The organism is Antiquaquibacter oligotrophicus (genome assembly GCF_020535405.1).
Classification (GTDB): domain Bacteria; phylum Actinomycetota; class Actinomycetes; order Actinomycetales; family Microbacteriaceae; genus Rhodoglobus; species Rhodoglobus oligotrophicus.
Window position 1 is genome coordinate 2,519,342 of sequence record NZ_CP085036.1, and the last position, 14,067, is coordinate 2,533,408.

Consider the following 14,067-nt stretch of genomic DNA (forward strand, 5'->3'; position numbering starts at 1 on the left):
CGTACCGCCTTCGGGTCGGCAGGAGCGCAGGGTTTCGGCGCGGTCCTCTCTCGCCTACACTGCATCCCCACCTGTTGGCAACGCTTTACGCCCCGGTAACGTCACCGCCTTAGGGTGGATCGGGTGAAGGCGATCAGAAGGTTTACCGTCCGGACCGTGCTCCCCGAGCGACTCGGCATGCTCGAGGAGCTTGCGACCAACCTGCGGCGCTCGTGGCATCAGCCAACCCGCCAGCTCTTTCGCTCGATCGACCCGGAGCTCTGGGAGCTGACCTCGCACGACCCCGTCGCGATGCTCGGCGCCGTCGACTCCGAGCGACTGGAGCAGCTCGCATCCGACGACACCTTCGTCGGGGCGGCCACCGAGCTGCGCGACGAATTGCACACCTACTTGAGCGAACCGCGCTGGTACCAGTCGCTGACGGATGCCCCGGCCTCCATCGCCTACTTCTCGCCCGAGTTCGGCATCGCAGCAGCCCTGCCCCAGTACTCCGGAGGGCTCGGAATCCTCGCCGGTGACCACCTCAAGGCCGCCAGCGACCTCGGCGTGCCCATCATCGGCGTCGGACTCTTCTACCGCGCCGGGTACTTCCGGCAGGCGATCTCCCGCGAGGGGTGGCAACTGGAGTCGTACCCGGTGCTCGACCCGGACGGCCTCCCGCTGAGCGTCCTGCGTAACCCCGACGGCAGTGCCGCTCAGGTGGTGCTCGCTCTCCCCGACGGCGGCGCTCTCTACGCCCGCATCTGGCAGGTCGCGGTCGGTCGCATCACGCTCCTCCTGCTCGACACCGACATCCCCGAGAACAGCGAACAGCTGCGCACCGTCACCGATCGCCTGTACGGCGGCGGTGGCGAACACCGTCTCCTGCAGGAACTGCTCCTCGGTATCGGGGGAGTGCGCGCGATCAAGGTCTACACCGACCTCACGGGTGTCGCGTCGCCCGGGGTCTTCCACACCAACGAAGGTCACGCGGGATTCCTCGGACTGGAGCGCATCTCCGACCTCATCGGTCAGGGCCTCTCGTTTGCCGAGGCGCTGCAGGTTGTGCGAGCCGGAACCGTCTTCACAACGCACACACCCGTACCGGCGGGCATCGACCGTTTCGAGGTACCGCTCATCGAGCGTTACATGAGCACCGACCTTCTGCCCGGCGTTGACGCTGCCGACGTGCTCGCGCTCGGCACCGAAAACTACGAGGGTGGCGACCCGAGCAAGTTCAACATGGCCGTTATGGGGCTGCGCCTGGCTCAGCGAGCCAACGGCGTCTCCCAGCTACACGGCGAAGTGTCCCGCGAGATGTTCGGTGTGCTGTGGCCGGAGTTCGACCCGGAAGACGTGCCCATCACCTCGGTGACCAACGGTGTGCACGCCCCGACCTGGACGGACCCGCTCCTCACCTCCTTTGCCGCCGAGAAGTTCGGAAACCCCGACACCACGTCGGTGGACTGGATGTCCGAGGTCGTGAGTGACGCAGACCTGTGGGCGATCCGTGGTCGCATGCGCGACCAATTGGTGCGGGATGCCCGTCGCCGGGTAAGTCTCGCCTGGCAGGAGCAGAACCCCGGCGTGGGGGACCCTGCGTGGTTCTCCGAACTGCTCGACCCCGAGATCCTCACCATCGGCTTCGCCCGCCGTGTGCCGACCTACAAGCGGCTCACCCTCATGCTCCAGGACCAGGATCGACTTCGTGCGCTCCTGACCCACCCCGAGCGGCCCATCCAGTTGGTGATCGCCGGCAAGTCGCATCCGGCCGACGATGAAGGCAAACGCCTCATTCGGCGGCTCGTCGAGTTCGCGTCGGAGCCGGAGGTGCGCAAGCGCATCGTGTTCCTGCCCAACTACGACATCGGTATGGCCAAAACGCTCTACCCGGGTACCGACGTGTGGTTGAACAACCCGCTGCGCCCACTCGAGGCGTGCGGAACCTCCGGCATGAAAGCCGCGCTCAACGGCTCGCTCAACCTGTCGATCCTCGACGGTTGGTGGGCGGAGTTCTACGACGAGGAAAACGGCTGGGCGATCCCGTCCGCCGACTCGGCAGGGGACGGCGCCGAGCGCGACAAGCTCGAAGCCGAAAGCCTGTACGACCTCATCGAGCACCAGATCGCGCCACGGTTCTACGACCGCAACGCCGACGACGTGCCGACCCGGTGGGTGGAATCGATCCGTCACACCCTCGCGACGTTGTCACCCGAGCTTTCCGCCGACCGCATGGTCAAGGAGTATGTGGAGCGGCTCTACATCCCCGCCGCTCGCGCCGAGCGTGAGATCGAGGCGAAGGGCTACCAGCCCGCGCGTGAGCTTGCCGCCTGGAAGGCACGAGTGACGGATGCGTGGCCCGGTGTTCACGTCGCCCACGTCGAATCCGGGGGAGTCGACTCGGTTCCCCAGCTGGGCGACGAATTGCATTTGCGTGCCACCGTCGATCTTGCGGGGCTAACCCCGGACGACGTTCTCGTGGAGGTCGTGTACGGTCGCGCGCAGGCCAGCGACCGCCTCGTATCCGTGAGCCGTCGAGAGCTGCGGGTCACCGAAGAGAGCGGGTCACCCGCGGTGTTCGCGGGAACGGTGCCGCTCGAGCGGTCGGGCAGCTTCGGATACACGGTTCGGGTGGTGCCGAAGCATCCGCTGCTCGCCTCCGATGCCGAGCTGGGGCTCGTGGCCGTCGCCGTCTAACGCTCCCCGTCGTCATTCTGAGGTAGGGCATTCCGCCCCTTTTCTGCCTCCGAGAGGGGCGGATCGGCCTACCTCAGTTAGTCAGTCGCGGGCGATCGGGGTGACGATGGCGTCGGTAATGCGCACGAGATCGGCGGGGGCGAGCTCGATGTCGAGGCCGCGGCGGCCGCCGCTCACGAAGATCGTGTCGTACAGCTCGGCGGTTTCGTCGAGCACGGTTGTGTGCTTCGTTTTCTGACCAATGGGGCTGATACCGCCCACAACGTAGCCGGTGCGGCGTTCGGCGAGTTTCGGGTCGGCCATCTCGGCGCGTTTGCCGCCCACCGCGGCAGCGAGCGCCTTGAGGTCGAGCTTGCCCGTCACGGGTACGATGCCGACAACGAGGCGCCCGTCGACATCCGCGAGGAGCGTCTTGAAGACCTGCTCAGCGTCGAGGTCGAGAGCCTCGGCTGCCTCGGTGCCGAAGTTGGTGTTGGCCGGATCATGCTCGTAGCTGTGCACCGTGAACGGGATGCCCGCCGCGGTGAGGGCGACGGTGGCGGGGGTACCTGCTGCCATGCCGCCAGGCTACCGGGAGTCGCGCGGGGCTATTCGCAGCGAGTCTCGCCCTCCATGGACACCGATGTGGTGAGAAGCCCTGCCGCTTTGAAATCCTCGGTGATGCGATCGGTCACGAGCATGAACAACAGCTGGTGGTCGGTAACTCCTTGAGCACGGCGTGCCTCAAGATCCTCCGGAGTGTACTGATCGAGGCTCGGCTCGATGCCCGAAGCGTCGTACGCCGCGAGATACGCGGATGCCGCCTCGTCGCCTTCGGCGCGGAGGTAGGCGCGACACGTGACCGTGACCGAGTCGACGGTGAACTCGCGCGTCACAACGAGGTCGAAGTCCGACGGGTCGAGCGGCGGCGGTGTGTACTCGGGCTCTCGCGTGGCTGTGCTGACGGTGACCTCGCCGACGTCGGAGCCCAGGGCGCCGCACCCGCTGAGCAGCGCGACGGCGGCAGCGACGGCGAGAAGTCGTCGAGCAGAGGCCATGTACGGGAGCCTAGCTCAGCATCCGACGCTGCGTTTGCGTGTGCAGTCGGCGTCAACGAGCACGGTGCTCGCGCGGACAACCGTGACCGAGACCGGCGGAGCCACAACGGTCAGCAGGCCCTCGATGGCCGTCCACGTTCCGTCGCCGATGCGGTACTCCGCCGCGAAGTCGACACGGAGACTGACCTCGTAGCGGCCACGGTTCTGGAAGACGTGACTGGTGCCCGTGTGGTCGAACTCGCGAAGCCGAAGGTTCTCCCACGCGTCGCCGCCCGACCGTGTGGTGCGCTGTGTTCCGTCCCCATAGTCCCAGGTCCACCGGGTGGGGGTGAAGCGCACGGTGGCGGGAGCTCCCAGCAACACTCCGTCCACCGTCTGGGGTCGAGCAGACGACACCACGTTGGTCGGAAGGCTCACGACGGCCCACCCGCGCGGCTGGGTGTAGTGCTCGCCCACAGCGGGGCGGAAGTTCGCGATATCAGCGAGCGTGACCGGTGCGATGGATGCCTCGGGTGGGGCGGTCACGGTCCAACACTCGAGTCCCGTCTGACGTTGCATGCACGCGCCTAGGTCTTCGGTGGTGTCCGCGTCGTCAGTGCCGGAGTCTGTCGTCTCGTCGCCGGGGAGGGTGAGCGACGTGTCGAGGGTGACACTGTCGTCGCTGATCGATGCGGAGGTGCAGGCCTCAAGGCGCACATCGAGGTGCCCGCAGCCGCTCAACGACATTGTCGCAATCACGAGCAAGAGTTCGACCACAGGTTGCTCTCCGCGATTCGTAGACCCTCTTCGACTTCGAATCGAACCTCGAGTAGTGCTTCGTTTGGCCTGTCCGTCGGTGTGACGTCAGCGAGGGTTTCCTGCTCAATGACTCGAACCGCGCGAGTGTCATGACAGACGTAGACAACGATCTCGTGTCCGTCAAATGATTGGAGACGGAAGGAAGTCAGGATGGTGGTACCGACCAGTCTTTTCCCGCTTTCGGCAAGGTCTCTGTATCCAGCCTCCTCTCGCGCGAACCATTCTTCGGTTACATAGCTAGTGAGTGCGCTCGGATCGGCTGACGCTCCCGCTGCATCGGCCAAATCTGAGTACTCGCGGTAGACCTTCTCGGCCGCGGCGAGGGCCTCGGCATCCGTCGCGAAGAGGGGCTCCTCGGTCACGGTCGGCTCGGGCGCCGGGGCGTCCGTCACGCGTCCCGGTCCGCAGCCCGACAGGGTTGCGGCGAGAACGGCGAGGGCGAGGGCGGCGAGCAAGCGCATCCGGTGACGCTAGGGGAGCATCAACGATCGTGCGCTGTGCTGTCCACAGGTGCGGAGCGGGCTACTCCCCGTGCGCTCGGAACAACTGCATCGACGCGCCAGAAACCGTCCGAAGAGAGCCGGGGAGGTAATCCACGAGCGGGTCCGCGTGCTCCTCGACCGACGAATCCCACAGCAGCGAGTAGCCGGCGACACCCTCGTGGGCGGGCAGCACAACGTCCACGTCATCCTCGAGTCCGTGAACGATCAAGAGGATGCGGTTGAAGTCCTCGAACTCGGGTGTCGACGCCGCGAGGTACTGGAGGGTGCGCTCCTCGGGGGAATTCCAGTCCTCCTCGTCCATCGCCTCGCCCTGCTTGTTGTACCAGTCCATCTGCGTGGCACTCGGCACCGTCTCGCCCCACTTGCCGTAGCGCACCGGGCGCAGCGCAGGGTTCTCCCGGCGGAACCGGATCAGATCCCGCGCCACCTTCAGCAGATCCTCCTGCCACGGCTCGTGAGACCAGGGCAGCCACGTGAGCTCGCTGTCGTGGCAGTACGCGTTGTTGTTACCACGCTGCGTTCGTCCGAACTCGTCCCCGGCCGTCAGCATCGGAATACCCGCCGACAGCAGGAGTGTGCCGAGGAGGTTGCGCATCGCCTTGCGGCGCGAGTCGATGATCGCGGCATCCGTCGTCGGACCCTCGACACCGTGGTTGAACGAATGATTGTTGTCGGTGCCGTCGCGGTTGTTCTCACCGTTGCCCATGTTGTGCTTCTGGTTGTAGGCGGTGAGATCGGCCATCGTGAATCCGTCGTGAGCGGTGATGAAGTTCACGGATGCCACGGGCCCGCGCTCTTCGGCGAACACGTGTGCGGACCCGGCGAGACGGCGCGCTAGTGACCCGATGCCGTTCGGCGCCACCCCGTTGGAACGTGCTGCACCCACATCGGTGAGCCAGAAGTCGCGCATCCTGTCGCGGTATCCGTCGTTCCATTCGCTCCAACCGCGGCCGGTGTCGCCGACCCCGGGGAAGTTGCCGACCTGCCAGCCGCCCATACCCACATCCCATGGTTCGGCGATGATCTTGGCGCTCTGGAGTTCTGGGTCGTCGCGGATGGCGAGCAGCAGCGGGTGGTCGGGCTGGAATTCGTGGTTCGCGTCACGCCCGAGCTCGGCGGCGAGATCGAAGCGGAAGCCGTCCACCTGAAGGTCGTTCGCCCAGTACCGGAGCGAGTCGAGGATGAGCCGCTGAACGGCGGGCGTCGCGGTGTTGACCGAGTTGCCGCATCCTGTCGTGTCCACGTAGTCGCCGTCGGCGGTCTGCCGGTAGTAGTTGCGGTTGTCGATCCCGCGGAATGAGCTCGTCGGGCCTTTGGGCCCCTCCTCGGCGGTGTGGTTGTAGACAACATCGAGCACGACTTCGAGGCCCGCTTCGTGGAGGAGCTTGACCATTCCCTTAAACTCGCGCAATACCGCGCCCGTGCCGCCCGTCTGAGCTGCTTTGCTCGCGTAGGCGGCGTGCGGGGTGAAGAAGTTGAGGGTGTTGTAGCCCCAGTAGTTGATGAGGCCCTGTTTGATGAGGCGCTGTTCGCTCACGAACGCGTGTATGGGGAGCAACTCGACCGTTGTGACGCCGAGGTCCTTCAGGTAGGCGATCGTCGACGGGTGCGCGAGTCCCGCATACGTGCCTCGCAGGTCCTCCGGCACGTCAGGGTTGAGCTTCGAGATTCCCTTCGCGTGTGCCTCGTAGAGCACCGTGTGGTCCATGGGGATGCGCGGTTTGGTCGAAGAACCCCAGTCGAAGGTGTCCTCCTCCTGCACATAACCGCGCCACTCCCCGTTTGCTGCGCGTGCGAGGCCCCGCGCGTACGGGTCGATGAGGTGGGCGGCCGGGTCGAACGAATGTCCGGGACCGTTCGGGCCGTCGACACGGATCGAATACTGGATGCCCGGGCGAAGGAACTTGGTCGTGACAGACCACACATCCCCCGTGCGTGTCATGGGGAGAGTCTTCGCGACCCAGCTGCTGTCCTTCTCGTCGAAGATGCACAGCTCCATCGCGGACGCGTTCGCGGACCACACCCGCAGTTGCCCGCCACGCGACGTCAGCCGTACACCGAGGTCAGAGAGGGATTCGGGCATGCGATCTAGAGTAATGAACCGTGGCGATCTATCTTGACCACGCGGCGACCACCCCCATGACCCCCGAGGTCTTGGGTGAGTTCACGCGAGCGCTCGCCGTCGCAGGCAACCCCTCGTCGATCCACTCGCAGGGGCAGGCGGCGCGTCGCATGCTCGAGGAGGCGCGGCTGGCCGTGGCCGACGCGGTGGGTGCGGAGACGGTCGAGGTCACCTTCACGTCGGGCGGAACCGAGTCGATCAACCTCGCCCTCAAAGGACTGTTCTGGGCTCGCGAGGGCAACCGGGTGCTTTCCACTCGTGCCGAACATCACGCGACCATCGATTCCCTCGAATGGTTGGAGTCTCACGAGGGCGCCGTCATCGAGTGGATACCTGGCGACGATGCCGGCCGTATCGATCTCGATGCGCTCGCCGCGGCCCTCAGTCCGGATGTCGCGTTTGTCACCACGCTTCTCGCCAACAACGAGGTCGGCACCATCCAACCCGTGCGGGAGATCGTCGAGTTGGCGTCGGCACACGGAGTGCCCGTGCACGTCGACGCCGTGTCGGCGTTCGGCTCCGTTCCGATCGACTTCGCCGCGCTCGGGGCCGCCGCGATGAGCGTCTCCGCCCACAAGGTGGGGGGACCGGTGGGTGTGGGTGCGCTCGTACTGGGGCGCGGGGCATCCGTGACTCCCTTGCTCCATGGCGGAAACCAGCAACGGGCCCGCTCCGGGACGATGGATGCCGCGGGCGCTCACGCCTTCGGTGTTGCGGCCACCGCGGCCACACGCGACCTGGCGCACCTGCCGCAACTCGCCGCCCTGCGCGACCGTCTTGTCGCAGGCGTGCAGTCAGGCGTTCCCACCGCGGTACTGCGAGGTGACCCCGTGGACAGGCTCCCGGGGAACGCGCACTTCACGTTCCCCGGTTGCGAGGGTGATTCGTTGCTGTTCCTCCTCGATGCGGCGGGATTCAGCGTCTCAACGGGGTCGGCATGCCAAGCGGGGGTGCCCGAGGCATCCCATGTCCTGCTCGCGATGGGCTTGAGCGAGGCGGATGCCCGTGGTGCCCTGCGTTTCACGCTCGGGCACACCACCACGGCCGACGAGGTCGACGCTCTCGTTGCGGTCCTGCCGGGCGTGGTCGAGCGCGCTCACGCAGCGGGCCTCTCGTAACGCGAGCAGAAACGAAGAAGCGACCGCTGCGTTGCCAGTTCTACAGTGAATCGCACGGTGCGAGGGCCGCACCAGATCAAGGAACGACGATGGCGAAAAACGACGGACTGTCTGAGGCGGAACGCGAAGCGGTTAAGGAGCGCGCGAAGGAGCTGCGTGCCCAGGCGAAGGCGGGGAAGAACCGCGAGGCCGGCACCAAGGCCGTCCGCGAGGCGATCGACGCGCTCGGCGATAGCGACAAGGCACTCGCTGAGGGTTTCTTCGAGGTGGTGGGCGAAGTCGCACCCGACCTTGTGCCCAAGACCTACTACGGCATGCCGGGGTTCGCGAACGATGCAGGCAAAATCGTGGTCTTCATGCAGCCCGCCGGAAAGTTCGGTACCCGATACTCGACGATCGGATTCGAGGATCGCGCCAACCTCGACGACGGAGACGTGTGGCCGACGGCATTCGCGGTGACCGCGTGGACGCCCGCCGTGAAGAAGAAGTTCGCCGACCTCGTGACGAAGGCGGTCAGCTGAGCGGCGGGCCCACCCCGTCGAATTGACAACGTCTGCCGCCGCCCTGAGGATGAGTCGAATCGGGTTCAACAAGGAGAGGCGACGATGCTCAAGGCCGTCATGTCGGTAGGGATTGTGGCGGTCTTCATCGCAGCGGGTGCTTCAGCTCCCGCCGCGGCGTATCCGACAGCAAGTGTGTCGGGAACGATCACCGGCCCTGTCAGCTCTGGTGGGAGTACCCAGATCAAGGGCATTCGGGATGTGCTCGTCGACCTCATACCGCTCCGCGATGCTCTCGCAGCCCCGTACGCTGGCGGCCTGTTCCAGACATACACCGCGGCAGACGGCAGCTACGTCGTCAACAACGTGCCCGAAGGTCAGTACCGCGTTTTTATCGATCCGGCAGGTGCGAGCAGCGCTAATCCGTACGCCCGCACCTGGTGGGGAGGCTCCGCCCACGAGCGCGATGGCGCAATTCTCACGGTGGGGACCGGGTCGATCACCGGTATCGATGTAGAGGTCGCTCTGGGAGCCATCGTTCAGGGCTCAGTCACGTTCGAAGGTGCCGCCTCAAGCTACATCAACGTTCACGCGCTCCTCATCGACCCGGTAACAGGTCGTCCCGAGTACCGCGGCCAATCATTCACTCAAACTACGGGCGGCGCCTTCGTAATGCGGGGGCTTCCTCCTGGACGTCACCTCATCCGGTTCATCGACGGTCGTGTCAGCAACCGCAGCATTGCCTCGGAGTACTTCGACGGTGCGTCGGCGATCGAGGACTCGACGGTGATCACCGTGTCGGGAGCAGAGACCGTCTCGGATGTTGACGCCCACATGCGGTCAGCGCCCGGAGGGTATGAGGAGATTTCCCGCATCCACGGGGCCAACCGCTTCGATGTGAGCGCAGAAATTGCGGATCGCTATGACCCAACCGAGACCGATGTCGCGTTCGTGGTGAATGGCACGAATTTTCCCGACGCTTTGAGCGCCGGTCCCGCCGCCGCGATAAACGGCGCACCCGTGCTGCTGGTCCGATCGGACAGCATGGTCGATTCGGTTAGAGCCGTCCTGGAGCAACTCAGCCTCGACAAGATCTACGTCATCGGCGGACCGGTCAGTGTGTCTCCAGCACTCATGGAGGAGCTTTCGGAGATTGCTCCTGTCGAACGCATCGTTGGCGCTGACCGATATGCGGTCTCCAGGAACGTCGCCGCGAGGTTTTGGCCGCAGAGCGAAGGCGCGTACATTGCCACGGGCAAAAACTTCCCTGATGCGCTCTCTGCCGGCCCAGCGGCAGCACTCGCGGGTTACCCGATCCTCCTCGAGGACGGGACCGCCTCGACGGTGTCCCCGGGCACGAAGTCGACAATCCAGAGCCTTAGCGTGCGGCGCGTCATGATCGCTGGCGGGCCTTCCAGCTTCTCTCCGAGCTTGGAGACGTCCCTTACCGTCTCCGCCGGTGTGCCCGAAGTGCACCGCTGGTCGGGAGCAAACCGATACACCGCGTCCGTCGACGTCAACCGCGTGTTCCGGGCGACCGACACCGTCTACTTCGCCTCGGGCGTTACTTTCCCGGACGCACTAGCTGGCGCCGCCCTCGCAGGCAAGACGGGCGCGCCACTGTATCTAGTGCAGACGAACTGCGTACCAGAGGAGGCGCTCTATGCGTCGTCGGGCATGGGCGTGGGCAAAATCGTGGTGTTGGGCGGCGAGGCAACCCTGAGTGGGAACGTCTCGTCTCTCCTTACCTGCTGATGAGGCAGCGCACCGTACCTACACTGGAACCGTGAAGGTTCTCGCGGCGATGAGTGGTGGAGTGGACTCCGCCGTTGCTGCTGCGCGCGCCGTCGACGCCGGCCACGAGGTAGTCGGGGTGCACCTCGCGCTCAGCAGGCAGCCGGGCACTCTCCGCACCGGTGCCAGGGGCTGTTGCACGATCGAGGACTCGATGGATGCACAGCGTGTCGCCGGGCAGCTCGGCATCCCGTACTACGTGTGGGACTTCTCTGAGCGTTTCAAAGCCGACGTCGTCGACGACTTCATCGCCGAGTACACGGCCGGCCGCACCCCCAACCCGTGTATGCGCTGCAATGAGCGCATCAAATTCGCCGCCCTTCTCGACAAGGCGATCGCGCTCGGGTTCGACGCGGTGGCCACGGGGCACTATGCGACGATCAGCACGGATGCCGCGGGCAATCGTGAACTCCACCGCGCTGCATCCTGGGCCAAAGACCAGTCCTACGTGCTGGGTGTGCTCACGGCGGAGCAACTCGCCCACGCGATGTTCCCGCTCGGGGCGACCCCCAGCAAGGCAGAGGTGCGGGCGGAAGCGGCCGAGCGCGGCTTCCTGCTGCACGCCAAGCCCGACTCACACGACATCTGCTTCATCCCCGACGGCGACACTCGCGGATGGCTCGCGGACAAGGTCGGCGCAGAACCAGGGGCGATCCTCGATCGCAGCGGCGCCGTGCTCGGCACACACGAGGGCGCGGCGGCGTTCACCGTCGGCCAGCGCAAGGGGCTGAATATCGGATTCCCGGCGGATGACGGAAAGCCGCGGTTTGTTCTCGAGGTGCGCCCCAAGACCAATGAGGTTGTGGTCGGGCCCCGCGAAGCTCTCGCAATCGCCGAGATCGCCGGGGAGCGGTACTCCTGGGCGGGACTGGCACCCACGGAGGTTGAGTTCGCGTGCGAGGTGCAGATCCGCGCCCACGCCGATCCGGTGCCGGCCACTGCTCGGGTCCTCGATGGCGAAGTTGTCGTCACACCCGATGAGCCACTCGACGGTGTCGCACCCGGACAGACCGCCGTCATCTACGTCGGAACCCGTGTGCTCGGGCAGTTCACGATCGACCGCACTGTCTCGGCGGTGCCGGTAGCAGCGGGCGCCTGAGGCGCACAAGTCCTCTCGCGCGTCGGCGGCCCGTTCTAGGCTGACAGCGTGGCAGATGAGCGCGCGACATCCTCGCAGACCGTAGTTCAGCACGCAGACCCCGAACTGACCGAGGCTCGGGCCGAAGTCCAGGCCCTCACCACGCGCATCCTCGAGCTACGCGACGCGTACTACGAGCGCGACGAGGTGCTCGTCAGCGACGCAGAGTATGACGCGATGATGCACCGCCTCGAGGAACTCGAGCGCGAGCATCCGGAGCTCCAGGGTCAGGACAGCCCCACTCAGACTGTCGGTGGACGGGCGGCGAAGCTCTTCGACCCGGTGCGGCACGCGGAGCGGATGCTGAGCCTCGACAACGTCTTCAGCATCGACGAATTCACGGCGTGGGCCGCCAAGGTGGAGCGGGACGCAGGCCGGCGCGTCGACTACCTGTGCGAACTCAAGATCGACGGACTCGCGATCAACCTGCGCTACGAGAACGGGCGTCTCACGAGCGCGGCCACCCGCGGCGACGGGGTCGTGGGGGAGGACGTCACCGAGAACATCCAGTACATCCCGGGTATCCCCGCGCGGCTGTCGGGCACCGGGCATCCGCCGCTCGTCGAAGTGCGCGGCGAGATCTTTTTCCCCGTCGAATCATTCGAAGAGCTCAACGCCGAGCAGGCGGCATCGGGGGAGCGTGTGTTCGCGAACCCGCGCAACGCAGCATCCGGTTCACTGCGTCAGAAGGCCGAGAAGAAGTCGGCGGCGGCCCTCGATCTCATGCACCGCAGGCTGTCGAGGCTCCGGATGCTCGTCCACGGCATCGGGGCATGGCCGAACCCGCCCGTCGCCAGCCAGAGCGAGGTGTACGCACTCCTCGCCGGCTGGGGACTTCCGACGAGCTCGCACTTCTCCGTGCGCCCGACAGCCGAGGGTGCTGCGGAGTTCATCGAGTACTACGGGGCACATCGCGACAGCGTTGAGCACGAGATCGACGGCATCGTCATCAAGGTTGATGAACTCGCACTGCACGAAGAACTCGGGGCAACCTCGCGCGCACCGCGATGGGCGATCGCGTACAAGTACCCACCGGAGCAGGTCAACACGAAGCTGCTCGACATCGTTGTCTCGGTCGGGCGCACCGGGCGAGCAACGCCGTTCGCCGTCATGGAGCCGGCGCGCGTCGCCGGTTCGGTGGTGCGCCAAGCGACCCTCCACAATCAGGACGTCGTCAAGGCCAAGGGTGTACTCATCGGAGACACCGTTGTGCTGCGCAAGGCGGGCGACGTCATCCCCGAGGTGCTCGGGCCGGTCGTCGAACTGCGTGACGGCACGGAGCGCGAGTTCGTCATGCCGACCCTCTGCCCGGAGTGTGGAACCCCGCTCGCCCCGGCGAAGGAAGGCGACATCGACCTTCGGTGCCCCAACACGAGGGCGTGCCCGGCACAGGTTCGCGGTCGTGTCGAGCATGTCGGCAGCAGGGGCGCGCTCGACATCGAGGGACTCGGTGAGGTGAGTGCGGCCGCCCTCACGCAACCCCGAGTGCCCGCAACGCCGCCCCTGGAGACCGAAGCCGGACTGTTCTCGCTCACGCTCGAGGACCTCTTCCCCATCGAGGTCGTGGTGCGGGATGCCGAGACCGGGCTGCCACGCCTCCTCGAGAACGGCGAACCCGACCTCCGGACCCCCTTCCGCAAACAGCGCAAGGTCAGCGGAAAGGATGCCGACCCCGCGTACGACCCAGACGGTCCGTTCTTCGGGGACGCCGGGGCGGTGCCCTCCGCACAGGCAGTCCAGCTCATCGAGAACATCGAGCTGGCCAAAACCAAGGAACTGTGGCGCTTCCTCGTGGCGCTATCGATCCGTCACGTCGGGCCGGTTGCGGCTCGGGCACTGGCAGGCTACTTCGGTTCGCTCGGAGCCATCCGTGCCGCATCCCGCGACGAGTTGGCCGCCGTCGAGGGAGTAGGCCCGATCATTGCGGATGCCCTCATCGACTGGTTCGCCGTCGACTGGCACCGCGACATCCTCGAAGCGTGGGAGGCCGCGGGAGTGCAGTTCGCGACCCCCGGGCATCCGGGGCCGGGAGCCGCTGCATCCGTCGACGGCCCGCTCGCCGGGTTGACGGTGGTAGCCACGGGCACACTCGAGGGCTTCACTCGCGAGGGTGCCACCGAGGCGATCATCGCGGCGGGCGGCAAAGCGGCCTCGAGCGTCAGCAAGAAGACAGACTTCGTGGCTGCCGGGCCCGGGGCAGGGTCCAAGCTCACCAAAGCTGAGCAGCTAGGGGTGCGAATTATTGACGCAGAGCAGTTTGCAAAACTGCTGGTCGGAGGGCCCGAAGCGCTCGATTAGCGCCCTTTGGCAGCGCTCCCACAACGGTATCCGTCGCGCGCTACCGCCGAGCCGCGAGTGTTTTCACGCTGGTAACAATTTCG

At 66.0% G+C, this 14,067-nt stretch carries 11 protein-coding genes; 6 read left to right on the top strand and 5 right to left on the bottom strand.

Annotated features, from left to right (window positions below):
- The first annotated feature begins 123 nt into the window (after positions 1-123).
- Entirely contained in the window at positions 124-2,676 is a 2,553-nt protein-coding gene (glgP, locus tag LH407_RS12265) for an alpha-glucan family phosphorylase (protein WP_322133702.1), read from the top strand.
- An 81-nt stretch (positions 2,677-2,757) separates the two neighbouring features.
- On the opposite strand, the gene ybaK is transcribed toward glgP, so the two are convergent.
- The 5 genes from ybaK to glgX form a co-directional block, all read right to left on the bottom strand.
- Positions 2,758-3,234: a Cys-tRNA(Pro) deacylase gene (ybaK, locus tag LH407_RS12270; RefSeq protein WP_322133701.1), complete on the bottom strand. Its 477-nt coding sequence runs from the start codon at positions 3,232-3,234 to the stop codon at positions 2,758-2,760.
- A gap of 29 nt (positions 3,235-3,263) precedes the next feature.
- Positions 3,264-3,713: a hypothetical protein gene (locus LH407_RS12275; RefSeq protein ID WP_322133700.1), complete on the bottom strand. Its 450-nt coding sequence runs from the start codon at positions 3,711-3,713 to the stop codon at positions 3,264-3,266.
- A gap of 15 nt (positions 3,714-3,728) precedes the next feature.
- Positions 3,729-4,469 (bottom strand): PKD domain-containing protein, encoded by a 741-nt coding sequence (locus LH407_RS12280; RefSeq protein ID WP_322133699.1) that lies wholly within the window; start codon positions 4,467-4,469, stop codon positions 3,729-3,731.
- A complete protein-coding gene (locus LH407_RS12285; protein WP_322133698.1) occupies positions 4,448-4,972 on the bottom strand; it encodes a hypothetical protein in 525 nt (174 codons plus the stop codon). Before LH407_RS12285 ends, LH407_RS12280 begins: the two co-directional genes overlap by 22 nt.
- A gap of 61 nt (positions 4,973-5,033) precedes the next feature.
- Entirely contained in the window at positions 5,034-7,097 is a 2,064-nt protein-coding gene (gene glgX, locus LH407_RS12290) for a glycogen debranching protein GlgX (RefSeq protein WP_322133697.1), read from the bottom strand.
- A 20-nt stretch (positions 7,098-7,117) separates the two neighbouring features.
- Between glgX and LH407_RS12295 the strand changes: the two genes are divergently transcribed.
- The 5 genes from LH407_RS12295 to ligA all read left to right on the top strand — a co-directional run bounded on the left by LH407_RS12295 (position 7,118) and on the right by ligA (position 13,984).
- Complete coding sequence (locus LH407_RS12295; protein WP_322133696.1) at positions 7,118-8,254, top strand: cysteine desulfurase family protein; 1,137 nt, start codon at positions 7,118-7,120, stop codon at positions 8,252-8,254.
- Positions 8,255-8,343: 89 nt separating this feature from the next.
- Positions 8,344-8,775 (top strand): hypothetical protein, encoded by a 432-nt coding sequence (locus LH407_RS12300; RefSeq protein WP_322133695.1) that lies wholly within the window; start codon positions 8,344-8,346, stop codon positions 8,773-8,775.
- An 84-nt stretch (positions 8,776-8,859) separates the two neighbouring features.
- Positions 8,860-10,509, top strand: a complete 1,650-nt coding sequence (locus LH407_RS12305) for a cell wall-binding repeat-containing protein (protein WP_322133694.1) — start codon at positions 8,860-8,862, stop codon at positions 10,507-10,509.
- Between the two features lie 31 nt (positions 10,510-10,540).
- Positions 10,541-11,647, top strand: coding sequence for a tRNA 2-thiouridine(34) synthase MnmA (gene mnmA, locus LH407_RS12310; RefSeq protein ID WP_322133693.1), 1,107 nt, complete (start codon positions 10,541-10,543; stop codon positions 11,645-11,647).
- 48 nt (positions 11,648-11,695) lie between these two features.
- The gene (gene ligA / locus LH407_RS12315) at positions 11,696-13,984 is read left to right on the top strand and encodes an NAD-dependent DNA ligase LigA (RefSeq protein WP_322133692.1); all 2,289 of its coding nucleotides are present in this window, start codon (positions 11,696-11,698) and stop codon (positions 13,982-13,984) included.
- Positions 13,985-14,067: the final 83 nt, after the last annotated feature.